Source organism: Pseudoxanthomonas sp. PXM04 (assembly GCF_014851695.1).
Classification (GTDB): Bacteria; Pseudomonadota; Gammaproteobacteria; order Xanthomonadales; family Xanthomonadaceae; genus Pseudoxanthomonas_A; species Pseudoxanthomonas_A beigongshangi.
This window is the reverse complement of sequence record NZ_JACVAG010000003.1, coordinates 437696-460280: the sequence shown is the minus strand read 5'-3', so window position 1 is coordinate 460280 and position 22585 is coordinate 437696. Positions and strand designations below refer to the sequence as shown.

The following is a 22585-nucleotide window of genomic DNA, read 5'->3' as shown; positions in this document are numbered from 1 at the left end:
GCGGATTTCCTCCCTCGCTGTAGAGCGGAGCCAGATCCGCTGCTACGCTGGTTCCGATGTCGGGCGCCGGGAGGCGGCATTGGTTTCGAGCTGGATTCTGCTGCTGGTGTCCATCAGCTACGCGGCGCTGCTGTTCGGCGTGGCATGGTGGGGTGATCGTCGCCCGATGTATCCGGATCGGCCGTGGCTGCGTCCGGTGGTGTACAGCCTGGCGCTGGCGGTCTACTGCTCGTCCTGGACCTTCTACGGCGCGGTCGGCAGCGCGGTGCGCAACGGCATCGGCTACCTGCCGATCTACCTGGGTCCGCTGCTGCTGCTGCTGTTCGGCTGGCGGATCATCGAACGGCTGGCACTGATCGCGCGCAGCGAGAACACGGTGTCGATCGCCGACTTCATCTCCTCGCGCTATGGACGCTCGCGCCGGCTGGCCGCGCTGGTGACGGTGATCGCGTTGATCGGCGTCGTTCCCTACCTGGCGCTGCAGTACAAGGCGGTGGCGATGAGCCTGGGCGTGCTGACCGGCCAGCCCGGCGGCAGCGCGCATGGCTTCTTCTCGGATCCCGCGCTGTACGTGGCGTTGCTGATGGCGCTGTTCGCCGCCCTGTTCGGCACCCGCCAGGTCGACGCCACCGAACATCATCACGGCATGATGCTGGCCATCGCGCTGGAGTCGATGGTCAAGCTGGTGGCGATGATCGCGGTCGGCCTGTTCGCCTACCTGTGGCTGCAGGGCCGCTCCATCCCGGTCGCCGAGTCCGCACGCACGCTGTTCGAGAATTCGCCACCGGTCGGATTCGTCACCCAGACCCTGCTCGGGTTCCTCGCGATCGTCTGCCTGCCTCGCCAGTTCCATGTCGCGGTGGTCGAATGCAGCGACGTCGGCGACATCCGTCGGGCGCGCTGGCTGTTCGGCACCTACCTGGTACTGATCTCGGTGATGGTGGTGCCGATCGCCGCCGCCGGCGTGGCGTCCTTCGGCATCGGCAGCGGCGTGGCCGATGACAGTTTCATCCTGGCGCTGCCGCTGGCAGACGGCAGCAAGGCGCTGGCGTTGATCGCCTACGTCGGCGGTTTCTCCGCCGCCACCGGCATGGTCATCGTCGCCAGCATCGCGCTGGCCACCATGGTCAGTAACGACCTGGTGATGCCGGTGCTGCTGCGGCGCGGCTGGGCGGATCATCACGCCGAAGCCGACGTCGCTTCGCGGGTGCTGTGGATCCGCCGGTTCGCGATCCTGCTGCTGGCGCTCGCCGCCTACATCTATTACCGCAGCAGCGGCAACGACAGCACGCTGGCGTCCTATGGCCTGATGGCGTTCGCGGCGGTCGCCCAGTTCGCGCCGGGCCTGATCGGCGGCCTGTACTGGCGCGGCGCCAGCCGGCGCGGCGTGGAAGTGGGCATGCTGCTGGGCTTCGGCACCTGGATCTACACCCTGCTGCTGCCGACCATGACCCAGGCCGGTGGCTTCGATGCGTCATGGATCGCGACCGGACCGTTCGGCATCGCCTGGCTGCGGCCGCACCAGCTGTTCGGTTTGAGTGGCTGGGATCCGCTCACCCACGGCACGTTCTGGTCACTGCTGGTGAACACCGGCGCGATGATGGTGATCTCCGCGCGCTGGCGGCCCGGCGTGGACGATCGCCTGCGCGCGGCGCCGTTCCTGGATCCGTACGCGCAGCGCCCGGCGCTGGTCGCCGGCGAATGGCCCGGCAGCGTGCGGGTGGGCGACCTGCAGACCCTGGCCGAACGGGTGGTCGGCGAGCGCCATGCGCGCCGCGCGTTCCAGGAACAGGCCCAGGCATTGGGCCGCGAGATGCAGCCCGGCGCCTCTGCCGACCGCGCCTGGGTGCAATTCACCGAGCGTCTGCTGGCCGCCTCGATCGGTGCGGCGTCCGCGCGCATTGTCCTGACCAGCGTGCTGCGCGGATCGGGCATGGAACTGGGCGAAGTGGTCGCGGTGCTGGACGAGGCCGGCCAGGAACTGCGCTTCAACCGCGAGATCCTCTCCACCACCCTGGAAAACATCGCCGCCGGCGTCAGCGTGGTCGATCCCGAGATGCGGCTGGTCGCCTGGAACCGGCGCTACCAGCAGATGTTCGGCTACCCCGACGGCATGCTGTACGTCGGCCGGCCGGTCGCCGACCTGATCCGCTACAACGCCGAGCGCGGTGAGCTGGGCGAAGGCGACGTCGACGCGCAGATCGGCAAGCGCATCGCCTACATGCGGGCAGGCTCGCCGCACGTGTTCGAGCGCGTGCGCAGCGATGGCCAGGTGATCGAGATGCGCGGCCAGGCCCTGCCCGGCGGCGGCTACGTCACCAGCTACAACGACATCACCGACTTCAAGCGCGCCGAGTTGGCGCTGCGGGAAGCCAACGAGACCCTGGAGCAGCGCGTCACCGAACGCAGCCGCGCGGCCGAAGCGGCCCAGCAGTCCAAGACCCGCTTCCTCGCCGCCATCAGCCACGACGTATTGCAGCCGCTCAACGCCGCGCGCCTGTTCGCCTCGGCCCTGCGCGACGGCGAACAGGACGGCGAGCAGCGGCACCTGGCCGAACGCGTGGATGCCTCGCTGCGCGCCGCCGAAGAGTTGCTCGACGGCCTGCTCGACGTGTCGCGGCTGGACGCGGGCAGCCTGCGGGTGGAGATCAGCGACTTCGACGCCGGCGAACTGCTGCGCGAACTGGCCGCCCAGTACGCGCCGGTGGCCGCCGGCCGCGGGCTGGATCTGCGGGTGCATCCGCGCGGGTTGTCGGTGCGCACCGACCGGCGCCTGCTGCGCCGGGTGCTGCAGAACTTCCTGGCCAACGCCCTGCGCTATACCCGCCAGGGCCGGATCGTGCTGGGCATGCGCATGCTCGACGGCAAGGTGTCGCTGCAGGTCTGGGACACCGGCCCGGGCATTCCGGAAAACCACATGCGGCAGATCTACGACGAGTTCCACCGCTACCAGCAGCCGTTCGACTGGGGCGAGCGCGGACTCGGCCTGGGCCTGTCGATCTGCCAGCGCATCTCGCGCCTGCTCGGGCATCACCTGGACGCACGCAGCCGGGTCGATCACGGCAGCATGTTCTCGATCGTCGTTCCGCGCGCCACCCGCGCGCCGGCGCGTCCATCCACGCCGCGGCGTGGACTCGCCGCCGATTCGCTCGCCGGCCTGCGGGTGCTGTGCGTGGACAACGATCGCGAGATCCTCGACGGCATGCGCGCGCTGCTGGGCCGCTGGCAGGTCGAGGTGATCACAGCCACCACGGTCGACGAGGCGCTGGAACGGATGGCCGCGGCACCGACGGTGGTGCTGGTCGACTACCACCTGCACGACCGGCTGGACGGCCTGGATACGCTGGATGCACTGCGCGCCGCCAGCGCGGGGCCGATGGCCGGGGCCCTGTTGACCGCCGACGGCCGCGACGAGCTGAAACAGCGCGCCCGCGAACGCGGTTACCGGTTGCTGACCAAACCGGTCAAGCCGGCGTCGCTGCGCGCCTTCCTCGCCGCGCACCACGACGCCCGCCAGCGCCTGGAAGCCTGACTACCGCCGCTGCCCGCGCGCGCCGCCGGTGGTCACCAGCATTCCCCCGGTGTCGCATTCGCGGTCCCGCTGACCGTGCGGACACCCAGCTGGTTGATCGCAAGCCTGCCGCAGCGGGTGTCGGCCCTGGCCTGCGTTCCCTGCGGCACCGCCTGCAATGTGAAGGCACGCGCCGAAACAGCGGACAGGCTGATCTGGTAGTGCCGGGCCAGGCCATCGCCGCACTCCGCGAGGGCGGGAGGCTTGCCCGCCGTATCCAGATAGGAAAGATGCAGGGTATGGAAGCGTTCCAGGCGCTGGGTGCGTTCCTGCAGGCATGCGGCGGCGGCGGCGCGACGGGTATTGACGACGTGATGTTGATAGCTGCCAAAAGCGATGCTTGCCAGGATGGCGATGATGGCCACCACGATCATCAGTTCGAGCAGGCTGAATCCTGCCGCCGGGTACCGGCGTCGATGGAGATCATGTCGGTGGAAAACGTATCGATGCAGGACACGGATGTGGGCGGATCGCATGGGCGTGCCTCCGGGATGCGGTGGACAAGGAGATGGCCCGTCGAGCACGCGCCAGTCGATGCGCCGTCCGCGATGGCGGCGCGATGATGCCCGACCGATGCTAACCAGCCCTGCGCGCTGGAAAAAGGCATTCGCGTTCAAAGTTACGCGAATGACAGGCATACCTCGCGCGCAGCTGATTCGCTTCCCTCTCCGGGCGGCGAACGCGCGCGATGTCGATCGCTTTCATTTCACCGGAAAGCGATCCTCGGCGGCACGGCCTGGAGCGATGGCGCTACCGGCGAAAACGCAGTCGGGCCACCGTGCCGCGTTCCGGCGCCGAATCGATGTCAAGCTGCCAACCCAGGTGTTCGCACAGGCGCGCGATCAGATCCAGCCCGATGCCGCCGCCGTCGCGTCCTTCCCCGCGCGCCAACTGCGCATAGATGCGGCTGATCTCCTCCGGACTCATGCCGTGTCCGGGATCGGTGATCGTCACGGTGGCATCGGCGTCCAGGCGGATGTCGATCACGCCGCGATCGCTGTTCTCGATGGCGTTGCGCAACAGGTTGCCGATCGCGGCCTGGACAATGGCCACCGGCGCGGTGACCCGGACCGCCGCCGCCGGACCCAACTGCAACGCGAGATCCTTGCCGTGGGTGAGATGGCGATGGTCTTCGACGATTTCCGGCAGCAGTTCGTCCAACGCCACCGCATCGCTGACCGCGGCCAGGCGCTCGGGGTCCTTGGCCAGGATCAGCAGCAGCGAGATCAGCTGCTCGATCTGGCGGACGTTGCGCGCGATGCGTTGCATCTGTTCGCGCGCGGCCGGCGGCACGCCTGCCTGGTCCGAGGCGAGCCGGGCGGCGCCGCCGATTACCGCGATGGGCGTGCGCAGCTCGTGGCTGGCGCTGTTGATGAAGGTCCGCTCGCGCTCGACGAAGCGCTCGCTGCGATCCAGGTAGTCATTGAAGGCATCGGCAATCACCCGCAGTTCGCGGCTGGCGCTGGGTTCAAGCCCGATGCGCTGGCGCCCGCGTTCGGGCCGCAGGCGCGCGATATCGTCGGCCATCACGCCCAGCGGACGGATCGCCCGGCCCAGCCCCCAGGCCAGCAGCAGGCCAAGCAGGATCACCGAGGCGAACATGCCGACCACGATTCCGCTGCTGATGGTCTCCTCCAGTCCCTCGAACTCGGTGATGTCCAGCGCCAGCGCGACCCGGCCACCGGGCAGGTCCTGGATCATCACCACCCGCAGCTTGCCCTCCACCCACAGGTCGTCGTGCAGGCCGGGCGGCAGCGCGCGCAATACTTTGGGCGGCGGCGGCACGTCGTTCCAGCGGTAGAGCGTCATGTCGTCGGTGTCGGTCCAGCGATAGCCGGGATCGGCCTGCACGCGATCCTGGTAGTGATGGAGTTCGGCGCGCAGCAGCGAACTCCAGACCATGCGCTCGGCCTCCTCGTTGACGATCAGGCCGCCGATGAAGATGGCGACCGAGAGCAGCGAGACGTAGACCAGCAGCCAGGTGAGGATGCGCCGGCGCAGGCTGTTGTTCCTAGCCCCCATCGCGCTGCTCCTCCGGTGCCGCCAGCCGGTAGCCCACCCGCGGCAAGGTCTGGATCAGCTTCACCGGGAACGGTCCATCGACGCTGCGGCGCAACTCGTACACATGCGAACGCAGCATGTCGCCGTCCGGCGGGCTGTCGCCCCACAGGGCGTATTCCAGGCGATCCCGGGTCACCGCGCCGGGACTGGCCTGCATCAGCACTTCCAGCAGCTTGCGGCAGGCCGGATACAGGTGCAGCGGCTGTCCCGCGCGACTGGCTTCCAGGGTGGACAGGTCCAGTTTCAGATCCGCCACCTGCAGCAGGCGGTTGCGACCGCGCCCGCCACTGCGTGCCAATACCGCTTCCAGCCGCACCTCCAGTTCGGGCAGCTCGAAAGGCTTGGTCAGGTAGTCGTCGGCGCCGGCGCGGAAGCCGGCGATCTTGTCGGGCAGTTCGTCGCGCGCGGTGAGCATGATGACCGGCGCGTCGCCGGCATGCGTTTCGCGCAGGCGTCGCAGCACCTCGCGACCATCCATCCGCGGCAGCATCCAGTCCAGGATGATCGCGTCGTAGGCCTGGGTGGTGGCCAGGTGCAGGCCGGTCACCCCGTCCGGCGCGGCATCCAGGGCATGGCCGCGCGCTTCGAAGTAGTCGAACAGGTTCGCCACCAGGCTCCGGTTGTCTTCGATCACGAGCAGCCGCATCGGGGTTTCCGTCCTCGTCGTTGACCGGCACGGGCATCCCGGCGGGTCGCCACGCTGCACCTCCCGGTGTCGGAATCCGGTCGGAACGGGACGATTCTCCCATGCGCGGGGAGACACGGGTGAAGCGGTCGCGCAATGGCAACGGCGGCTGAAGCGTGCCCTGCGCCGCCTGCCGCGTTAACGACGCGCGAACGGGGTTCCGACGACTCTCCGACAGCGGCGTCACCAGCATGGCCTTCATACCGGCGCAGGGGCCGGAATGAACGTATCCGATGTCCTTTGCCGCACCACAGCCCTCCATGCCGCTTGGCGAGATCCGTCCGCCGCCGGCCTTCGATCGCGACTTCCTCGTCCACCACGCCGGCTGGCCGCTGGCGGTGTTCGCGCTGGCAACGGTGATCCTGATCCCGCTGCGCGGCGATCTGTGGCTGGCGGATCGGCTGTACGCCTGGGAAGGCCATCGCTGGTCGCTGCAGCAGGGTTTCGTCACCCAGCACCTGATCCATGTGATGGGCAAGCGGTTGAGTACCTTGGGCTGGTACGGCGTGGCACTGCTGCTGATCGCCAGTGGTTCCTTCCCGCGCCTGAAGGCATGGCGACGGCCGCTGTTCTTCTTGCTGCTGGCCACCGCGTTGTCGACCGCAGCGGTCGGCACGCTGAAGCTGTGGACGGACATGGACTGCCCGTGGGATCTGGCCCGCTATGGCGGCAGCCGGCCGTTCGTCGATCTGTTCAGCGCGCGGCCGGCGCGGTTGCCGACGGCGTCGTGCTTTCCCGCCGGCCACGCCAGCGCCGGTTATGCGTGGGTGGCGCTGTACTTCTTTTTCCTGGCCACCGCGCCACGCCTGCGCTGGCTGGGTCTGGGCGTCGGCCTGGCGGCCGGGCTGCTGTTCGGCTTCGCCCAGCAGCTGCGCGGCGCCCATTTCCTCTCGCACGACCTGTGGACCCTGGCCATCTGCTGGACGATCGCGCTGCTGCTGCATGCCTGCCTGCTGGTGCCGGCACGGTCCCCGGCGGCGCGGCGCGTCATGCCAGCGCCGCCGGCTCCCGGCCTGTTGTCGCGGAGCGAGCCATGAACGCCAGTCCGCTGGAAGCCGGTCTGCGCCGCAATGTCCGCTCCGCCGCGCCGGCGTGGCTGCGCCAGCGTCCGGTGGTCGCCAGCGAAACCCTGTTGCTGGCGGTGAGCCTCTACTTCACCCTCTTCAGCAATGGCCAGTTCTGGCGCAACGTGATCGTCGCGCCGGCGGTGCAGTGGAAGTTCGCCGCGGCGCTGTTCGTGATCATCACCGCCGTGCACGCGCTGTTGCTCGGACTGGTCGTGCATCGCCGCTATGCGCGTCCGCTGCTGGCCGGGCTGATCCTGGTCACCGCCATCGCCACCTACTACATGGGCAGCTATGGCGTGTACCTGGATTCGGACATGCTGCGCAACATCCTGCATACCGATCGCAAGGAGTCCAGCGAACTGCTGAGCTGGCGCCTGCTGATGCCGATCCTGTTCGCCAGCCTGCCGATCGCCCTGCTGTGGCGGGTGCGGCTGCGCGAACGGCCGTGGCGGCGCGCGCTGATCATGCGCGGCGGATTCCTGGCGGCGCTGCTGGTGGCCTTCGGGGGCGCGGCGATGCTGTCGTACCAGGACCTGTCCTCGCTGATCCGCAACCGCCGCGAGGTGCGTTATCTGGTGACGCCGGCGAACTATCTGGTCTCGTTGGCGCGGGTGCTGACGGCCGCGCCGCCGGGGAGCCGTACCGCCAGGACGCCGATCGGCCAGGACGCCCGCCAGTTGCCGCAGACGGCCGGCCGCAAGCCGCGGCTGCTGGTGCTGGTGGTGGGCGAAACCGCGCGCGCGCAGAACTGGGGATTGAACGGCTATTCGCGCCAGACCACGCCGGAACTGTCGCGCATGGGCGTGATCAACTTCCCCGCCGTCACCGCCTGCGGCAGCAGCACCGAAGTTTCCCTGCCCTGCATGTTTTCACCCTACGGTCGGCACGACTACGACCAGAAGAAGATCCGCGATCACCAATCGCTGCTGCATGTGCTGGAGTACGCCGGCATCCGCACCCTGTGGCGCGACAACCAGTCCGGCTGCAAGGGCGTCTGCCAGGGACTGCCGATGCAGGCGCTGGATGATGCGAAGGATCTCGACCTGTGCAACGGCAAACGCTGCCTGGACGAGATCCTGCTGCGTGGCCTGGACGCCGCCGTACCCGCCGGTGGCGGCGATCGCGTGGTGGTGCTGCACCCATTGGGCAACCATGGCCCCAACTACTTCGAGCGGTATCCCTCCGCGTTCCGCCGCTACACGCCGGTGTGCGAATCGGTCGATCTGGGCGAATGCGATCGCCCATCCATCGTCAACGCCTACGACAACGCACTGGGCTACACCGATCATGTGCTTGCGAAGCTGATCGGCCAGCTGGGCCGCAATCCCCGCTACGACACCGCCATGATCTACCTATCCGATCATGGCGAATCGCTGGGCGAGAAAGGCCTCTACCTGCATGGCGTGCCCTATGCGATCGCCCCGGAAGAGCAGACCCGGGTGCCGATGGTGATGTGGTTCTCGCCGGGTTTCGCGGCCGGCAGCGGCCTGGACATCGCCTGCCTGCGCCGGGAATCCACGCAACCGGCCAGCCACGACAACCTGTTTCCGTCCGTGCTGGGCCTGCTGGACGTGCGCACCGGCGTATACGACCGCGATCGGGATCTCTTCGCCGCCTGCCGCCCGTAGAGCGGAGCTTGCTCCGCTGCGGTTTGCTCGAATGGCCGATGCTTCCCGGCAAAGGCAGCCGAGCAAGCTCGGCTCTACAAGGGCGGAGTAGAGCGGAGCTTGCTCCGCTGCCCCGGAACGTCCCGCATCAAGACAGCCCATCCGATCGCCGGTCCGCCGTCGCCGGTCGTCAATCCTCTTCCGGCGGCGGCACCACGCCGTCCGGATCCACCGCAAGACGACCGGCCATCAGCACCGCCTGGGTGCGGTTGGTGACGCCGAGCTTGCGCAGGATCGCGGTGACGTGCGCCTTGATGGTGGCTTCGGACACGCCCAGGTCGTAGGCGATCTGCTTGTTGAGCCGGCCCACGCCCAGCATCTGCAATACCCGGAACTGCTGCGGCGTGAGGTCGCGCAGGCGTTGTGCGATCTCGTGTTCGTCACGGCTGATGGCCGGCGCGTTCATCGCTTCGACCGGCGCCCAGCGCTCACCGTCCAGCACCGTGCCGATGGCCTCGCCGATGGTGTCCGAATCGGCCGACTTGGGAATGAAGCCCAGCGCGCCATGATCCAGCGCGCGCCGCATGACGGTCGGCTCCTCGCGCGCGGACACGATCACCACCGGCAGCTGCGGATGCAGCGCGCGCACATGCACCAGCGCGCTGAACCCTTGCGCGCCGGGCATGTTCAAGTCCATCAGCAGCAAATCCGCATCCGGGTGCGCATCCACCAGCGCATACAGGGCGTCCACGCTGTCGGCCTCGTGCAGGCGCACGCCCGGCAGCACCCGCTGCACCGCCGCGCGCAGCGCCTCGCGGAACAGCGGATGGTCGTCGGCGATCAGCAGGGTGGTCATGGGGTTCTCCCGGGGTGGGGCAAATCCCCCCTACCCCCCTTTTTCAAAGGGGGGATTCCTTCGGTGGTAGTGCTGCGAGGTTGCCGTGTGCGTAATCCGGTGCAGTTTGTTGGTGGCAGCGGACTTTCCTTACGCGGAATCGCGCCTTTCCCCCCTTTGGAAAAGGGGGGCAGGGGGGATTCACTCTCCGGATGCTTCCCTACCACCGCTACCTCAAACCCCATGCGCGCCGGCTGCGCCGTGACATGACCGATGCCGAGCAGCGGCTGTGGTTCCACCTGCGCAGGAAACAGCTCGATGGCGTGCAGTTCTACCGGCAGAAGCCGCTTGGGCGATATATCGTCGATTTCTATGGCCCTGCCGCAGATCTGGTGATCGAGTTGGATGGTAGCCAGCATTTCACCGCCGACGGCCTGGCAGGGGATCGACGCCGTGATGCATTCCTGGCGGGCCAGGGGCTGCGCGTCCTCCGGTTCGATGATCGGCAAGCGCTGCTGGAAACGACCGCCGTGCTGGAAGTGATTCTGCGGGTGATCCGCGAACGCTGAGGGAAAATCCCCCCTGCCCCCCTTTTTCAAAGGGGGGAATGCTCCGGCTGCGTCAGCGGAGAACGAAGGCGTCCGCGTTTCGATGGGAAAGGTCCATGCACCGCCACTGGGTAGGACCCTTCGGGAAAGCCAACCGCGCTCCCCCCTTTGAAAAAGGGGGCCCGGGGGGGATTTGCGGGCCCCCGCCATGCTCACTTCACCTTCCGTTCCGCGACCAGCGAATCGACCACGCCCGGATCGGCCAGGGTCGAGGTGTCGCCCAGCTGGTCCGGCGCGTTCTCGGCGATCTTGCGCAGGATGCGGCGCATGATCTTGCCGGAGCGCGTCTTCGGCAGGCCCGGCGCCCATTGCAGGTGGTCCGGCGCGGCGATGGGGCCGATTTCCTTGCGCACCCACAGCACCAGTTCCTTCTGCAGTTCCTCGCTGGGCACCTCGCCGGCCTTCAGGGTCACGTAGGCATAGATGCCCTGGCCCTTGATGTCGTGCGGAAAGCCGACCACCGCCGCCTCGGCGACCTTCGGATGCAGCACCAGCGCGCTTTCCACCTCGGCGGTGCCGATGCGGTGGCCGCTGACGTTGATCACGTCGTCGACGCGGCCGGTGATCCAGTAGTAACCGTCGGCGTCGCGGCGGCAACCGTCACCGGTGAAGTAGGTGCCCGGATAGGTGCGGAAATAGGTGTCGATGAAGCGCTGGTGGTCGCCGTAGACCGTGCGCATCTGGCCCGGCCAGGAATCCAGCAGGACCAGGTTCCCCTCGGTGGCGCCGTCGAGGATTTCACCGTTGGCGTCCACCAGCGCCGGGCGCACGCCGAAGAACGGCAGCGTGGCCGAACCCGGCTTCTGGTCGATCGCGCCGGCCAGCGGGCTGATCATGATGCCGCCGGTCTCGGTCTGCCACCAGGTGTCCACGATCGGGCAGCGGCCGTCGCCGACCACGTCGTAGTACCAGCGCCAGGCTTCCGGGTTGATCGGCTCGCCGACGCTGCCGAGCAGGCGCAGCGAGCTGCGCGAGGTCTTCTTCACCGGCGCCTCGCCCTCGCGCATCAGCGCGCGGATCGCGGTGGGCGCGGTGTAGAAGATGGTGACCTGGTGCTTGTCGATGACTTCCCAGAAGCGCGACACGCTCGGGTAGTTGGGCACGCCCTCGAACATCACCGAGGTGGCGCCGTTGGCCAGCGGCCCGTAGACGATGTAGCTGTGGCCGGTCACCCAGCCCACGTCGGCGGTGCACCAGTAGATGTCGTCCTCGCGTAGGTCGAACACCGCCTCGTGGGTGTAGGCCGCGTACAGCAGGTAGCCGCCGGTGGTGTGCAGCACGCCCTTGGGCTTGCCGGTCGAACCGGAGGTGTAGAGGATGAACAGCGGGTCCTCGGCGTTCATCCGCTCGGGCTCGCACTCGGCCGGCTGCTCGTCGACCACCGCGTCGAACCAGCGGTCGCGCGGCATCTGCATGTCCACCGCACCGCCGGTGTGGCGCACCACCAGCACGGTCTCGACCGAATTGGTGCCGGGCAGCTTGAGCGCGGCGTCCACGTTCGCCTTCAACGGCACCTTCTTGCCACCGCGCAGACCCTCGTCGGCGGTGATGATCAGCTTGCTGCCGCAGTCGGCCACACGGTCGGCGATGGAATTGGGGGCAAAGCCGCCGAACACCACCGAGTGGATCGCGCCGATGCGCGCGCAGGCCAGCATCGCCACCGCCGCGTCCGGAATCATCGGCAGGTAGATGGTGACGCGGTCGCCCTTCTTCACCCCCAGCGCGCGCAGCGCGTTGGCCAGCTTGCAGGTGCGCTCGTACAGTTCGCGGTAGGTGACCCGCAGCGACGGCTGGTCCGGGCTGTCCGGCTCGAACAGCAGCGCGGTCTTGTCGCCGCGGGCGGCGAGCTGGCGATCCAGGCAGTTGACGCTGGCGTTGAGCTCACCGTCCTCGAACCAGCGGATGTGGAAGTCATCCAGCTGGTAGCTGACGTCCTTGATCCGGGTCGGCTTCTTGAACCAGTCCAGGCGCTCGGCGACCTGTCCCCAGAATTTTTCAGGATGGTCGATGGAAGCCTGGTAGTCGCGCTGGTAGGCGGCGCGGTCGATGCGCGCCTTGGCGGCGAAGTCCGGCTTGATGGGGTAGATGTCGCTCATGGGGGCCCTCCCGGGGACAGCGGAACGAAAAGTCTGAGGATGCGATTCTGACAAGAATGCCCATCACACCGCGAGCGCCGGCAACGCTCCGCGGGAGGGGCGACGCGCCGAGTTTGCCGCATCCGGCCATGCGGCATCGCAGCAACCCTGTTAGACCTTGGTCGTAATTCCAGCCGCGCACCCGCATGCCCACCCGCGCGTGGAAGCCGTTTTGAAGGGGTTTTCGCGGCCGGCGCGCGTCATTCGACCAATGGCGAATAGGCGCGGCGGAGGCAACGGCGCAAGTCTGCCCGGCACGTGCCGAGCACGGCATGCGTCCAAACCGGGAGGGGTTATGACCACACGTTTCGCAACGATGGCCAGGCGGCCGCTGGCCGCCGCGCTGTTCGTCGCCTGCATCGCGCCGGGCCTGGCGTTCGCCCAGACGGCGAAGGAAAAGGCGCTGGAGGCCCGCGTGGCCGAACTGGAGCGGCAGGTGCAACTGCTGCTGTCGGCGCAGCAGCAACAGCAGACCCAGATCAGCAGCACCCAGGAGCAGGTGACCCAGGTCCAGGCCGCGCAGGCGGCCAAGCCGGCGCTGCCGGCCGGCAAGCAGCCGATCCAGGGCACCACCATCATGACCGCCGCCAATCCGGGCACCACGTTCTCCTACGGCGGCTTCATCAAGATGGACGCGATGGTGACCGACACCAGCGACGGCCGCATCGCCGACGGTTCCTCCGGCCGCCTGTTCTACGTGCCCAGCACGATCCCGGTGGCGGGCGCGAACGCCGATGGCGGCGATCCCTACGCCGACTTCCATGCCCAGTTCTCGCGCTTCTGGCTCAGCGCCGACCACGTCACCGACAACGGCGACAAGTTCAAGGGTTTCATCGAGGCCGACTTCTTCGGCGGCGGCAGCAACGCGCTGGCCGGCAACGAAACCGCCACCAACACCTATGCCGTCACCCTGCGCCACGCCTACGTGACCTGGAACAACTGGCTGGCCGGCCAGACCTGGTCCAACTTCATGGACGCCGGCGCGCTGCCGGACGCGGTCGATTTCGTCGGCCCGACCGACGGCACCATCTTCGTGCGCCAGGCGCAGTTGCGCTACACCAAGGGCCCGTGGTCGTTCTCGATCGAGAACCCGCAGACCACCGTCACGCCCTACCTGACCGGCGCGCGCTTCAACAGCGGAGACAATGCCGCGCCCGACTTCACCGCGCGCTGGCTGACCAAGGGCGACTGGGGCCACTTCACCGTGGCCGCGCTGCTGCGCCAGTTCAAGGTGGCCGACGAGACCGACACCGGCGCCGCGCTCAGCGTCTCGGGCAAGTTCAACCTGGGCAAGAACGACGACATCCGCTACGCCGTCAACGCCGGCCAGGGCATCGGCCGCTACCTGGCCTTCGGCGTCGGCAGCGACGTGGTCACCGAGGCCGACGGCGACATCAGCGCGCTGGACGGCTACGGTGGCTTCGTGGCCTGGCGCCACGTGTTCAGCCCGAAGGTCCGCACCAACCTGATGTACTCGGCCTCGCATTTCGACAACGACGTGTCGCTCACCGGCTGGGGCGTCACCGAGCGCACCCAGTCGATGCACGCCAACGTCATCTACTCGCCGTTTCCGAAACTGGACATCGGCGCGGAACTCATCTTCGGCCAGCGTTCACTCGAGGATGACCGCGAGGGCGACCTGAAGCGCCTGCACACCCACGTCAAATACTCGTTCTGAGGGGAGAGGAATGAACGCAACCACGCTCAAGCATTCGCCGTCCGGCGAACTCAGCCAAGGCCACAAGAAGGTCATCTTCGCATCCAGCCTGGGTACCGTCTTCGAGTGGTACGACTTCTATCTGTACGGTTCACTGGCGGCGATCATCGCCAAGCAGTTCTTCAGCGGCGTCAACGAGACCACCGGCTTCATCTTCGCGTTGCTGGCCTTCGCCGCCGGCTTCGCGGTGCGTCCGTTCGGCGCGGCGTTCTTCGGCAGCCTGGGCGACCGCATCGGGCGCAAGTACACGTTCCTGGTCACCATCGTGATCATGGGCCTGTCCACCTTCATCGTCGGCATCCTGCCCACCTACGCCAGCATCGGCGTGGCCGCCCCGATCATCCTGATCGGCCTGCGCCTGTTGCAGGGCCTGGCACTGGGCGGCGAGTACGGCGGCGCGGCGACCTACGTGGCCGAGCACGCCCCCAACGGCAAGCGCGGCCTGTACACCAGCTTCATCCAGACCACCGCCACACTGGGCCTGTTCCTGTCGCTGCTGGTGATCCTCAGCTGCCGCCTGTCGCTGGGCACCGAGGCGTTCGAAGCCTGGGGCTGGCGCATTCCGTTCCTGGTCTCGATCGTGCTGCTGGGTGTGTCGGTGTGGATCCGCATGCAGTTGAGCGAATCGCCGCTGTTCCAGCAGATGAAGTCCGAGGGCAAGGGCTCCAAGACCCCGTTCCGCGACAGCCTGAAGGGCGGCAACCTCAAGCTGATGCTGCTGGTGCTGCTGGGCGCGACCGCCGGCCAGGCGGTGGTGTGGTACGGCGGCCAGTTCTACTCGCTGTTCTTCCTGACCCAGGCGCTCAAGGTCGACGGCACCACCGCCAACCTGCTGATCGCCGGCGCACTGGCCCTGGCCACGCCGTTCTTCATCTTCTTCGGCTGGTTGTCCGACCGCATCGGCCGCAAGAAGATCATCCTGGCCGGCTGCCTGCTGGCGGCGATCACCTACTTCCCGATCTTCAAGGGCCTGACCCACTTCGCCAACCCGGGCATCGAGGAAGCCCGCGCGAGCTCGCCGGCGGTGGTGGTGGCGGACCCGGCCACCTGCAGCTTCCAGTTCGATCCGGCCGGCGTGCGCAAGTTCACCAGTTCCTGCGACGTCGCCACCGCGGCGCTGACCAAGGCGGGTGTGCCGTACACCGTGCAGGCGGCCGCTCCAGGCTCGGTGGCCCACGTCGAGGTCGGCGGCAATCAAGTCGAGTCGTACGAAGCGGCCGGGCTGTCCAAGGATGACGCCAAGGCCAAGGGCACCGACCTGGGCGCCCGCCTGAAGACCGCGCTGACCTCGGCCGGCTATCCGGAGAAGGCGGACCCGGCACGCATCAACATCCCGATGACGCTGTTCCTGCTGTGGGTGCTGGTGATCTACGTGACCATGGTCTACGGCCCGATCGCGGCCTATCTGGTGGAGCTGTTCCCCACCCGCATCCGCTACACCTCGATGTCGCTGCCATACCACATCGGCAACGGCTGGTTCGGCGGCTTCCTGCCGGCCATCTCGTTCGCCCTGGTCGCCGGCACCGGCAACATGTACTACGGCCTGTGGTATCCGATCGGCGTGGCGGTGCTGACCCTGATTGTCGGCATCCTGTTCCTGCGCGAAACCAAGGACGTCGACATCACCCAGTAAGCGCGCTCCCTCCGCGCCGGCCGGACGCATTCCGGCCAACCCGACGCCGGCCCTCGTGGCCGGCGTTTTTTTGTGCGCGCGGCGGCATGCGCTTTTAGGAATCCTCCGATTTCGCAAGCGGTGGCGCCTTCCTATCCTGCCCGGACTCTCCCCAGAACCTTCGTTCGCCCGGCCATCGGTCAGGCGACCCGGCCTTTCCCGCGATCGAGGCATCCCATGGCCATCCACGGAAACCTGAGCGACTTCTCGCTGCGCGACATCCTGACCGTGGTTGTCGGCAAGCACGGCGTGCTCACCGTGGATCAACGGGATGGCCAGGTGCTCCGCCTGGACATCGCCGGCACCAACATCACCCGGATGACCGTGGAACGCCCCATCGACTCGCGCAGCGAAGGACAAGTGCTGCTGCGCATGTTCGCGCAGGGGAACGGCGAGTTCCGTTTCGAGCCGCTGGCCACGGTGGAGGCGAAGCGTTCGTTCCTGCGGATGGACGAACTGCTGGAAGGCCGCGGCGCGGTGCCACTGGACGAACGCGACCTGCCGCATCCCAAGACGACGTTCCTGGTGATCAAGGGTCGCCAAGTGGAACTGCCGCCGGATCTGGCCGAGTTCCTCGGCGCGGCCGTGCCGTTGCTCACCGAGGGCGCCAGCGCCGAACGGATCTCGCGGCAACTGGGATTCCCGCTCGAAGGCACGCGCCGCAACCTGCAACGCCTGCGTCAGGTCAAGAAAGTCTGGCCGATGCAGGCATACGTGGATCGGCTCGATCCGGAACAACGCAAGCAGCGCCAGTCCCTGGGCCAGCGCATCGCCAGCTTCTTCACCCGATGACCCCACTCAAGATCGTTATCTCCGGCCCCGTCGGCGCCGGCAAGACCACCTTCATCCGTTCCGTGTCCCAGACCGAAGTGGTCAGCACGGAGGAAGTCAGCACCGAGCGGATCGGCAAGACGCACACGACGGTCGCACTGGACTTCGGCCAGATCGCACTGGGCGACTACGTGCTGCACCTGTTCGGCACGCCCGGGCAGTCGCGCTTCGACTACATGTGGGACGTCCTCAGCGAAGGCGCGCTGGGCCTGATCGTGCTGGTGCCCTGCGACGCGCCCAACGAATTCCCGCAGGCGCGGCGGATCCTGGAGTTCGTGATCAGCCGCCAGCCGGTGGAATTCATCATCGGGCTGACCCGGACCGATCTGGCGGCCGACGGCTGGACCGCCGCCGAGGTCGCCGCCTACTTCGGTGTTCCCGAACAGCAGGTGCTTGCGCTCAATCCCCGCGACGCCGCGCACGCCCGCCATGCCATCCACCAGCTGCTGCAGCGCGTCTGATCGCCTGCACGCGGCCTTCTTCCCTGTTTTCACGAGGACACACCATGAGCAAGCAAGAACAGATGCAAGCCACGCTGGACGCCCTGACACGCGCCATTCCGGGCATGAAGGGCAGCTTCCTTTGCACCTTCGACGGCATGCCCGTCTGCCAGTCGATTACCGATCCCGGCGTCGATTCGGCGCGGGTCGCGGCGATGGCCGCCACCGCCCTGGGCGTGGGCCGGCGCATCACCGAAACCCTGTCCACCGGAACGCTGCGCGGTATCAAGCTGGTGGCTGCGGAGGGCCGCATCTTCATCTACATGGTCGGCAGCAAGGCCTGCCTGGCGCTGGTGGCGCCGTCGGACACCAATGTCGGTCTGATCGAACTGGAAGTGGCCGACGTGATCACCCAGTTGACCGCCATCCTGTAAGGAGCAGACGCCATGAATCACGAACGCAAGAGCTGGACGGTCAAGGACGAAGCCATCGTCCGCGAGCTGCGCGAATTGCTCACCCTGTCGGCGGAGGAATGCGCGTTGCTGAAGGCGCTGGAGCCGATGGCCCGCGAAGCGGCCCCGACCCTGGTCGCCGAGTTCTACGAGCGCCTGCTGTCGCATGAGCCGACCCGGGAATTCATCGGCGACAAGGAACGCCTGGCCACCACCCTGGCCAACTGGTTCGTGGAGGTGTTCTGCGGTGAGTACGACGACGCCTACGCACTCAAGCGGCTGGGCATCGGCAACGTGCACGTGCGCATCGGACTGCCGGTCCGCTATCCGCTGGCGATGATGGACCTGATCGCCCGCCACGGCGAACGCATCGCATCGGCCAAGGGCGAGGCGGCGATCCAGGCGTTCCGCAAGGTCCTGGCCATCGACGTGGCGACCTTCAACCAGGCCTACGAGAACAACCAGCTGCACCATCTGGCCGAGCTGACCGGCAGCGAACGCCTGGCTCGCCGGCTGTTGTCCGGCGGCTGACGCCGCCGCGTTTCATCGATCGGGCCGCGGCCTATTGCGGGGGAGCAGCGAGCTCCCGCGCATCCAGATAACCGTCGCCGCTGCGATCCTGTTTGCGGAAGGTGGCCGCCAATCGCTCGCGATGGGTTGCGCGGGTGATGGCGGCCCCCTTGCCGCCCGGCAGCTCGTCGCCGGACAGCACGCCATCGCGATTGCGGTCACGCGCATCGAAGGCGTAGCTCATCCAGTCCAGGAACTCGGCCTGGCTGACCCGACCGTCGCCATCGGTATCCATGCGCTGCAGATAGTCCTTGGTGCCGTTGACCTGCCCCACCGCGAGCAGCGGCAGGGCCGATATCAGCAATGCGAGCAATAGACGCGTCATCCCCGCATTGTAGGACTGGATTTGGCGTGTGCGCTCGTCCACGCACCCCGCGCAAATCCCCCGTCGCCTCCGGCGCCCGCCCCCTTTTGAAAAGGGGGCTACCAAGAGACTCCAGCGCTCGGAAACCCGCTTTTCCTCCCCCTTTGCAAAAGGGGGACTGAGGGGGATTTGCTCTTGGCGCCAAAAGCTAATCCCCCGTCGCCTTACGGCGCCCGCCCCCTTTTGAAAAGGGGGCTAACAAGAGACTCCAGCGCTCGGAAACCCGCTTTTCCTCCTCCTTTGAAAAAGGGGGATTGAGGGGGATTGGCTCTTCGCCGCAAACCTCAATGCGCCAGCGCATACCCCTTCAACCGCGCGGAGTACTCCTGCAATGCCCGGATACCGCTGGCCTCGGCCTCATGGCACCACGCCTGCAACGCCTTCAACCGCTCCGCCGCATCATGGCTGCGGGCTTCAAGCAGCGCCGACAGGCGCGCGCGGTGTTCGACCAGCGCGCTGATGCGCGGCCGCTGCGAGACCCAGTTGCGCAGTTGTTCGCGCGCGTCCGGCTTGAGCCAGCGGCCGTCGTCGACCAGGCCACGACGCAGCTTGCGCGGCAGTAGTGCGCGCAGCTTGGCGCCCGCCTGCGCGGCCTCTTCCTTCAGCGCCGGCTTGAGCACGTTGCGCTGGTAGTCGGTCATGGCCTGGAAACGGTGCGACAGCAGCGCCTTCAGCGTGTCTGCGTCGGGCACCGCGATGTTCGGGCGAATGTCCAGGGTGGGTGCCACCCGCAACACTTTCGCCAGCCGGACCTTCTCCATGCCCTTGATCACGATCCAGCCGATATCCACTTCCCAGCGGCGCATCGAGAAGCGTGCCGAACTGGGGAAGGCGTGATGGTTGTTATGCAGCTCCTCGCCGCCCACCCACACGCCCCATGGCGTCAGGTTGGTCGAGGTGTCGGAGGATTCGAAATTGCGATAGCCCCACCAGTGGCCCAGGCCATTGATCACGCCCGCCGCCCAGAACGGAATCCACGCCATCTGGATCGCCCACAGCGCGACGCCGGGCAGGCCAAACAGGACGGCGTTCACCAGCAGCAGGAAGGTCGGCCCCAGATTCGCGTGCGGGGTGTACACGTGGCGCTCGACCCAATCGTCCGGCGCGCCCTTGCCGTACTGCTCGATGTCGGCGCGCTGCCCGCGCGCTTCGCGGTACAGCTCCACGCCGCGCCAGAACACGTTGCCGATGCCCTTGGTCTGCGGACTGTGCGGATCCTCTTCGGTCTCCACCTTGGCGTGATGCTTGCGATGGATGGCGACCCACTCCTTGGTGATCATCGAGGTGGTCAGCCAGGTCCAGAACCGGAAGAAGTGGTTCAGCACCGGATGGAAATCCACGCCCCGGTGCGCCTGGCTGCGATGCAGGTACAGCGTCACCGAGAAGATGGTCAGCTGGGTGAAGACCAGCAGCACGATCAACAGCTCCCACCAGACCAGGCCGGTCAGGCCTCCGATCAGGAACTGCAGCAACGAGTCGGACATGGAAAGCGCTCCGGAAGGCACCGGCGCCGGTGGGGTCCGGTGCCGTCAGCGCATCATGCGGCCTGCACGTGACGATTTCACCCGACGCCGCCGAATGGTGTTCAGCTGGCGGATTTCGCCGCTGCCGCGGCCGCTTCCTGGCGGTGCATTTCTTCGGTCAGCACCCGCTTGATCTCGCCCACAATCGACTCGAGCGAGTCCTCGCCGTAGCCGACGTGATGGCTGGCGATACGACCCTGGGTGTCGATCACCCACAGATTCGGGTAGGCCTTCACACTGTAGGTGCGCGCGATGTCACCGTTGGGGTCGCGGGACTGCAGCAGGCTGTAATCGCGCATCTGCCGCATCATCTGCCGGTAGGTGGCGGGCGGGTCCTCGACGTTCACCGCGATGACCTGCAGCCACTGGGGGTCGACCTTCTTCTGCAGGGCGTCCAGCACCGGCAGTTCCTTCAGGCAGTAACCGCACCAGGACGCCCAGAAGGTCACGATCACCACCTTGCCCCGGTGTTCGGCCAGATCGACTATCTTTCCGTCACGTCCCTTGCCGAGCACGGTCGGTGCCGGATCGCCGATGGCGGGCGACTGCGCGAACGCGGGGAATGCCACCGAAAGACAGAGCAGCAGGACGGCGAGGCGGATGCGGCGCATGGTCGGTTCCCTCCTTGGACTGGCGCCGAGTCTATCCCGCTTCCACTCCCCCAGACAGCCCCGCCGATGTCCCTCGCCCCCGATGCCGCGCCCGCGCCGGCGCCCCTGTTCGAACTCGATCGCGCCACCGTCATCCGCGGCTCCGTCCGCGTGCTGCGCGAGCTGACCCTGAGCATCCCGCTGGGCCAGCACACCGTCATCCTCGGCCCCAACGGCTGCGGCAAGTCGACCTTCATCAAGCTGATCAACCGCGAGCTGTATCCGCTCGCCCGTGAAGGCGACGCGCCGGTCAAGGTGTTCGGCCTGCGCCGCTGGAACGTGGCCGAACTGCGCACCCGGCTGGGCGTGGTCACCAGCGACCTCACCCGCAACCTGCAGGAGATGCCGCAGCTGCGGGTGGAGGACGCGGTCGTCACCGGCTTCTTCTCCAGTTTCGTGATCCCGCCGCATTGCGAGGTGGACGCGCAGATGCGCGCGCAGGCCCGCCGCGCGCTGGCGGCGGTCGAGGCCACCGCGCTGGCCGACCGCGAAGTCGCCGAACTGTCCACCGGCGAAATGCGCCGCGTGCTCATCGCCCGCGCGCTCGTGCACCAGCCCGAGGCGCTGTTGCTGGACGAACCCACCGCCGGCCTGGACCTGATCGCCCAGCGCCACTTCCTGGAACTACTGCGCGATCTCGCACGCCAGGGCATCACCCTGGTGCTGGTCACCCATCACCTGGAAGAAATCGTCCCCGAATTCCAACGCGTGATCCTGCTGCGCGCCGGCGACGTGATGGCCGATGGCGCACCCGATGACATCCTCACCTCGGAAAACCTGTCCGCCGCCTACGGCGGACCGTTGCAGGTGCGGCGTGAGGGTGGGCGGTTCGTGCTGGGGCTGGATTGAAGCGGACCTTGCCGTGACGCTCCGCATCCCCATCTGATCGTCATCGCCTCTCCTTCCCGGCCGCACCGGTTTCCCCATGCCCGAACTGCCCGAAGTCGAAACCACCCGCCGGGGTCTGGCCCCGCATCTGGAAGGACGGCGCATCCGCGAGGTGACGCTGCGCCGGCCGGATCTGCGCTGGCCGATTCCGCCGGAGATCGCGCGCGAGCTGCCCGGCCAGCGCATCGCCGAGGTGCGGCGGCGGGCCAAGTACCTGTTGATGGATGTGGACGGCGGCAGCGCGTTGCTGCACCTGGGCATGTCCGGCAGCCTGCGGGTGCTGCCGGTGGATACGCCGGTGCGCGCGCACGATCATGTCGACATCGCGGTGGAGGGACCGCGCGGGCAGCAGCGGGTGTTGCGCTTCAATGACCCGCGGCGCTTCGGTTGCCTGCTGTGGCAGCCGGCCGGCGAGATCCATCCCCTCCTGCAGGGACTGGGGCCGGAACCGCTGTCGGACGCGTTCGACGGCGACTACCTGTTCGAACTCAGCCGTGGCCGCAAGGCGCCGGTGAAGACCTTCCTGATGGACCAGGGCGTGGTGGTCGGGGTGGGCAACATCTACGCGGCCGAGAGCCTGTTCCTGGCCGGCATCTCGCCGCTGCGCGCCGCCGGCAGGGTCTCGCGCGAGCGCTACGTGGCCCTGGCCGACGCGGTCAAGCGGATCCTCGGTTACGCCATTACCCGCGGAGGGACCACCCTGCGCGACTTCATCAGCCCGGACGGGGCGCCCGGCTACTTCGAGCAGGAACTGTCGGCCTACGGGCGCGGCGGCGAGCCCTGCCCGCGCTGCCGGCGGCCGATGAAGGAAGCCAGCATCGGCCAGCGCACGACCGTCTGGTGCGGCCACTGCCAGAAGTGACAGGGACCTTCTCCCGAATGCCTTTATTCACAATTGGGGCTATATTC

At 67.6% G+C, this 22585-nt stretch carries 20 protein-coding genes; 12 read left to right on the top strand and 8 right to left on the bottom strand.

Translation table 11 applies throughout. The features are described 5' to 3' along the window. Window positions 1-79: 79 nt before the first annotated feature. Window positions 80-3532, top strand: a complete 3453-nt coding sequence (locus tag IB228_RS10540) for a PAS domain-containing hybrid sensor histidine kinase/response regulator (RefSeq protein ID WP_192198327.1) — start codon at window positions 80-82, stop codon at window positions 3530-3532. 32 nt (window positions 3533-3564) lie between these two features. Here IB228_RS10540 and IB228_RS10535 read toward each other — a convergent pair whose 3' ends face one another. From IB228_RS10535 to IB228_RS10525, 3 genes are all read right to left on the bottom strand, one after another. Further along, window positions 3565-4047: a type IV pilin protein gene (locus IB228_RS10535; RefSeq protein WP_192198326.1), complete on the bottom strand. Its 483-nt coding sequence runs from the start codon at window positions 4045-4047 to the stop codon at window positions 3565-3567. 274 nt (window positions 4048-4321) lie between these two features. Continuing rightward, complete coding sequence (locus IB228_RS10530; RefSeq protein WP_192198325.1) at window positions 4322-5593, bottom strand: HAMP domain-containing sensor histidine kinase; 1272 nt, start codon at window positions 5591-5593, stop codon at window positions 4322-4324. Further along, on the bottom strand, window positions 5583-6278 hold the full coding sequence (locus IB228_RS10525) for a response regulator transcription factor (protein ID WP_183639673.1): 696 nt from the start codon (window positions 6276-6278) through the stop codon (window positions 5583-5585). Before IB228_RS10525 ends, IB228_RS10530 begins: the two co-directional genes overlap by 11 nt. Before the next feature lie 272 nt (window positions 6279-6550). On the opposite strand from IB228_RS10525, the gene IB228_RS10520 reads away from it, so the two are divergent. Together IB228_RS10520 and IB228_RS10515 are read left to right on the top strand one after the other, a co-directional pair. After that, the gene (locus IB228_RS10520; protein WP_225562376.1) at window positions 6551-7354 is read left to right on the top strand and encodes a phosphatase PAP2 family protein; all 804 of its coding nucleotides are present in this window, start codon (window positions 6551-6553) and stop codon (window positions 7352-7354) included. Further along, window positions 7351-9012 carry a phosphoethanolamine--lipid A transferase gene (locus IB228_RS10515; protein WP_192198324.1) on the top strand — a complete coding sequence of 554 codons (1662 nt, stop codon included), beginning with the start codon at window positions 7351-7353 and terminating at the stop codon, window positions 9010-9012. The genes IB228_RS10520 and IB228_RS10515 overlap by 4 nt, the downstream gene beginning before the upstream one ends. A gap of 169 nt (window positions 9013-9181) precedes the next feature. On the opposite strand, the gene IB228_RS10510 is transcribed toward IB228_RS10515, so the two are convergent. Further along, window positions 9182-9847 (bottom strand): response regulator transcription factor, encoded by a 666-nt coding sequence (locus tag IB228_RS10510; protein WP_183639675.1) that lies wholly within the window; start codon window positions 9845-9847, stop codon window positions 9182-9184. Between the two features lie 191 nt (window positions 9848-10038). Here IB228_RS10510 and IB228_RS10505 point away from each other — a divergent pair, with 191 nt between their 5' ends. Further along, on the top strand, window positions 10039-10395 hold the full coding sequence (locus IB228_RS10505) for a DUF559 domain-containing protein (protein ID WP_183639676.1): 357 nt from the start codon (window positions 10039-10041) through the stop codon (window positions 10393-10395). A 191-nt stretch (window positions 10396-10586) separates the two neighbouring features. On the opposite strand, the gene acs is transcribed toward IB228_RS10505, so the two are convergent. Further along, window positions 10587-12530 (bottom strand): acetate--CoA ligase, encoded by a 1944-nt coding sequence (acs, locus tag IB228_RS10500; protein ID WP_192198323.1) that lies wholly within the window; start codon window positions 12528-12530, stop codon window positions 10587-10589. A gap of 334 nt (window positions 12531-12864) precedes the next feature. Here acs and IB228_RS10495 point away from each other — a divergent pair, with 334 nt between their 5' ends. The 6 genes from IB228_RS10495 to IB228_RS10470 all read left to right on the top strand — a co-directional run bounded on the left by IB228_RS10495 (window position 12865) and on the right by IB228_RS10470 (window position 18212). Further along, window positions 12865-14247, top strand: coding sequence for a DcaP family trimeric outer membrane transporter (locus tag IB228_RS10495; RefSeq protein ID WP_183639678.1), 1383 nt, complete (start codon window positions 12865-12867; stop codon window positions 14245-14247). A gap of 10 nt (window positions 14248-14257) precedes the next feature. Next, entirely contained in the window at window positions 14258-15919 is a 1662-nt protein-coding gene (locus IB228_RS10490; protein WP_192198321.1) for an MFS transporter, read from the top strand. A 216-nt stretch (window positions 15920-16135) separates the two neighbouring features. Next, window positions 16136-16750, top strand: coding sequence for a DUF4388 domain-containing protein (locus IB228_RS10485; protein ID WP_192198319.1), 615 nt, complete (start codon window positions 16136-16138; stop codon window positions 16748-16750). Then, window positions 16747-17250, top strand: coding sequence for an ATP/GTP-binding protein (locus IB228_RS10480; protein WP_192198318.1), 504 nt, complete (start codon window positions 16747-16749; stop codon window positions 17248-17250). The genes IB228_RS10485 and IB228_RS10480 overlap by 4 nt, the downstream gene beginning before the upstream one ends. 44 nt (window positions 17251-17294) lie before the next feature. Continuing rightward, window positions 17295-17663 (top strand): roadblock/LC7 domain-containing protein, encoded by a 369-nt coding sequence (locus tag IB228_RS10475; RefSeq protein WP_183639685.1) that lies wholly within the window; start codon window positions 17295-17297, stop codon window positions 17661-17663. 12 nt (window positions 17664-17675) lie between these two features. After that, window positions 17676-18212 carry a protoglobin domain-containing protein gene (locus IB228_RS10470; protein ID WP_183639687.1) on the top strand — a complete coding sequence of 179 codons (537 nt, stop codon included), beginning with the start codon at window positions 17676-17678 and terminating at the stop codon, window positions 18210-18212. Between the two features lie 31 nt (window positions 18213-18243). Here the strand turns inward: IB228_RS10470 and IB228_RS10465 are convergent, their stop codons facing one another. From IB228_RS10465 to IB228_RS10455, 3 genes are all read right to left on the bottom strand, one after another. Further along, a complete protein-coding gene (locus IB228_RS10465; protein WP_192198317.1) occupies window positions 18244-18576 on the bottom strand; it encodes an EF-hand domain-containing protein in 333 nt (110 codons plus the stop codon). A 323-nt stretch (window positions 18577-18899) separates the two neighbouring features. Further along, complete coding sequence (locus IB228_RS10460; protein WP_192198316.1) at window positions 18900-20099, bottom strand: fatty acid desaturase; 1200 nt, start codon at window positions 20097-20099, stop codon at window positions 18900-18902. A gap of 101 nt (window positions 20100-20200) precedes the next feature. Further along, window positions 20201-20749 carry a TlpA disulfide reductase family protein gene (locus IB228_RS10455; RefSeq protein WP_192198315.1) on the bottom strand — a complete coding sequence of 183 codons (549 nt, stop codon included), beginning with the start codon at window positions 20747-20749 and terminating at the stop codon, window positions 20201-20203. 66 nt (window positions 20750-20815) lie between these two features. Between IB228_RS10455 and IB228_RS10450 the strand changes: the two genes are divergently transcribed. Together IB228_RS10450 and mutM are read left to right on the top strand one after the other, a co-directional pair. Then, the gene (locus IB228_RS10450; RefSeq protein ID WP_183639694.1) at window positions 20816-21637 is read left to right on the top strand and encodes an ATP-binding cassette domain-containing protein; all 822 of its coding nucleotides are present in this window, start codon (window positions 20816-20818) and stop codon (window positions 21635-21637) included. 76 nt (window positions 21638-21713) lie between these two features. Then, entirely contained in the window at window positions 21714-22538 is an 825-nt protein-coding gene (gene mutM / locus IB228_RS10445; protein ID WP_192198314.1) for a bifunctional DNA-formamidopyrimidine glycosylase/DNA-(apurinic or apyrimidinic site) lyase, read from the top strand. Window positions 22539-22585 lie beyond the last annotated feature (47 nt).

Coding starts and splice junctions, on each gene's coding strand:
- IB228_RS10535 (WP_192198326.1), bottom strand. CDS start 4,047: ATGCGATCCGCCCACATCCGTGTCCTGCATCGATACGTTTTCCACCGA.
- IB228_RS10530 (WP_192198325.1), bottom strand. CDS start 5,593: ATGGGGGCTAGGAACAACAGCCTGCGCCGGCGCATCCTCACCTGGCTG.
- IB228_RS10525 (WP_183639673.1), bottom strand. CDS start 6,278: ATGCGGCTGCTCGTGATCGAAGACAACCGGAGCCTGGTGGCGAACCTG.
- IB228_RS10520 (WP_225562376.1), top strand. CDS start 6,551: ATGTCCTTTGCCGCACCACAGCCCTCCATGCCGCTTGGCGAGATCCGT.
- IB228_RS10515 (WP_192198324.1), top strand. CDS start 7,351: ATGAACGCCAGTCCGCTGGAAGCCGGTCTGCGCCGCAATGTCCGCTCC.
- IB228_RS10510 (WP_183639675.1), bottom strand. CDS start 9,847: ATGACCACCCTGCTGATCGCCGACGACCATCCGCTGTTCCGCGAGGCG.
- IB228_RS10505 (WP_183639676.1), top strand. CDS start 10,039: ATGCTTCCCTACCACCGCTACCTCAAACCCCATGCGCGCCGGCTGCGC.
- acs (WP_192198323.1), bottom strand. CDS start 12,530: ATGAGCGACATCTACCCCATCAAGCCGGACTTCGCCGCCAAGGCGCGC.
- IB228_RS10495 (WP_183639678.1), top strand. CDS start 12,865: ATGACCACACGTTTCGCAACGATGGCCAGGCGGCCGCTGGCCGCCGCG.
- IB228_RS10490 (WP_192198321.1), top strand. CDS start 14,258: ATGAACGCAACCACGCTCAAGCATTCGCCGTCCGGCGAACTCAGCCAA.
- IB228_RS10485 (WP_192198319.1), top strand. CDS start 16,136: ATGGCCATCCACGGAAACCTGAGCGACTTCTCGCTGCGCGACATCCTG.
- IB228_RS10480 (WP_192198318.1), top strand. CDS start 16,747: ATGACCCCACTCAAGATCGTTATCTCCGGCCCCGTCGGCGCCGGCAAG.
- IB228_RS10475 (WP_183639685.1), top strand. CDS start 17,295: ATGAGCAAGCAAGAACAGATGCAAGCCACGCTGGACGCCCTGACACGC.
- IB228_RS10470 (WP_183639687.1), top strand. CDS start 17,676: ATGAATCACGAACGCAAGAGCTGGACGGTCAAGGACGAAGCCATCGTC.
- IB228_RS10465 (WP_192198317.1), bottom strand. CDS start 18,576: ATGACGCGTCTATTGCTCGCATTGCTGATATCGGCCCTGCCGCTGCTC.
- IB228_RS10460 (WP_192198316.1), bottom strand. CDS start 20,099: ATGTCCGACTCGTTGCTGCAGTTCCTGATCGGAGGCCTGACCGGCCTG.
- IB228_RS10455 (WP_192198315.1), bottom strand. CDS start 20,749: ATGCGCCGCATCCGCCTCGCCGTCCTGCTGCTCTGTCTTTCGGTGGCA.
- IB228_RS10450 (WP_183639694.1), top strand. CDS start 20,816: ATGTCCCTCGCCCCCGATGCCGCGCCCGCGCCGGCGCCCCTGTTCGAA.
- mutM (WP_192198314.1), top strand. CDS start 21,714: ATGCCCGAACTGCCCGAAGTCGAAACCACCCGCCGGGGTCTGGCCCCG.